Origin of the sequence: Methanocalculus sp. (assembly GCF_029762515.1) — an archaeon.
Taxonomy (GTDB): Archaea; Halobacteriota; Methanomicrobia; order Methanomicrobiales; family Methanocorpusculaceae; genus Methanocalculus.
Map to the genome: position 1 here is coordinate 1 of NZ_JARVGN010000393.1, position 2078 is coordinate 2078.

At 49.4% G+C, this 2078-nt stretch carries 2 protein-coding genes; both read right to left on the minus strand.

Annotation, left to right across the window (positions count from 1 at the left end; all coding sequences use genetic code 11):
• Positions 1-135: 135 nt before the first annotated feature.
• Positions 136-1269, minus strand: a complete 1134-nt coding sequence (locus QCH34_RS11350) for a hypothetical protein (protein WP_300334239.1) — start codon at positions 1267-1269, stop codon at positions 136-138.
• 184 nt (positions 1270-1453) lie between these two features.
• On the minus strand, positions 1454-2078 hold a 625-nt coding region (locus tag QCH34_RS11355), incomplete at its 5' end, for a methyltransferase domain-containing protein (protein WP_300334242.1).

Below are 2078 nucleotides of genomic sequence, written 5' to 3' on the forward strand. Positions count from 1 at the left end.
TCATGTATGATTCCTGATACAGTATCCCGGATGACGGATACAATATGCCGGATGCAATGCCCGGGACACCAATACTGTAGGACTTACTGAAATATTGTTTTAAAAAGAGAGAGAAGGAGCGGGAATAATCCCGGATTATTGTCTGTTGCTGAAATCGAGGAGTGAATACATCATCTCTCTTGAAACAACAGGCTTTGCAGACTCGAGCCAGAGATAAAATCCAACCCTTCCCGGTGTCTGGCGTTCGTACTTGAACCCTCCCGTCTTCTCAGGGACCATCTTATAGTACATCCGCTTCTTCTTGGGCTTGAGATAGACAACCGGCGAGGGATCGGGGAGATCCATCGCAAAGACCACCTTTGAGTAATCACGGCTGAGCGTCTCAAAATCAAGGATGGTACTCTTAACCCGAAGTCCCAGATCATTGACAAGAGCTTTCCTGGCATCCGTATGCATAGCTCCAAAGATCACCTTCTTGACAAGTGGTGAGATCTGTGGATCTGCTAACGCCTGTGGTTGTTTTGTTCCATTGTTTGCATGATAGAGGAGGCGTGCAAGTGTCTGATCGTGGAACTGAAGGTAATCGAACGGGCGTGTCCTGAGTGAAAGGGCGCTGATCAGTTTTGGATTATTCACTGCCTGCCGTGAAAGCGAAGCAAGCCGGAGTGACCGGATTGAGGCTTTCAGCTCCTCGCAGGAGAAGGTACCGACATATGCGTTCTCTTCTTCCCGGCAGAGCCGTTTGATCACCTGGGTGTTTGAGATATCAACAGCGGAAAAGAGAGAGAACTCAACTGTTTCCTGCCGGAAAAGATATCCAAAGAGCTTCTTTTTATAATGGATCTCAGCTTCAAGATCCTTTAAGTCTGATGGGGAGGTGATGATCTCGGCAAAAGAGACCTGGTTATTGGAATCGATTAAGAGGAGATCAACCTCTGCAAGATCCTGTCCATTTCCCCGCACCCTGATATCGCCTTTCTCTGCATAGTACATGCCGTTCTGGCCAAGTGCGATCCGGACAGGGCGTCTTGGCGCATCGGCACCCTTCTTCACGATCTTCTTGATAGAAGGAGTATTGGTGGCTGTTTCGAGGAGAAGCTCGTAGATAAGCGCTTCATACCAGTATCCCTCAACCGTCCGCATCTCCATAATCTCTTCTGAGAAGAGCTTGATATGGTCGCCTTTCTTCATGTGGCGGAGGGCTCTGATAGCCAGGGCTCGGTTCGGCTCAAATGATGAGCAGTTCTCTCGTAACCAATCTAATACCACCGGACTCCTCCCGGCAGCAGGGAAGTAATCTTTTCTTCACGTGCAATTAATGCCATAGCTTTTTCCTGATCTGAAATCCCATCCCGGAAGCTGCAATCTGTGTTCGCCTTCTGGTATGCAATTTCAATGCCCGGATCAGTGCCTGGTGATGGCTGGCTGATACCGGTATTCCTGTTATTGCTTTCTATTGTGCGAGGACTAAGATCTGACGTGTCAGGCTTTTGTGTACCCGCTGAGAGAATGAATGGACGATCTCAAAATATTCTCCTGCCAATCCGGAGATATCCTGGTGGGTTACGATCACCGCACGACTCTCTCTCTTAAGTATGCGCTGGATCTCTGATAATGATTGGGTATAGAGCCCTTCAAGGCTCACTGCTTTTATCGCTGTGGATTGCCCGTATGGGAGATCTGTTGCGACAGCGTCAACTGATTTGTCTGCTATCGGAAGATTGCTGGTATCTGCTAAAAAGCAGACTGAATGAGGCAGATTTACCCGTGCCCCCTCTATCATTGCCGGATCGATATCTGATCCCGCTATTGTAGCGCCGATACATGCTGCTTCAAGCAGGATTCCTCCCGTTCCACAGAACGGGTCATAGAGGATCCCGCCCGGCTGAACTCCGGTAAGATTGACCATGGCACGTGCCATGAGCGGCATCATAACACCGGGATGGAAGAAGGGGCGCCGCATCGGGTTCCGGTATGCATATGATCCCCTATCGATATGGTGAAGCACCCGCCCAAGATAGCAGGTTCCGTCTGAGAAGATGGCACGGTATTCTATACGTGGATTCTTCAGTGAGACG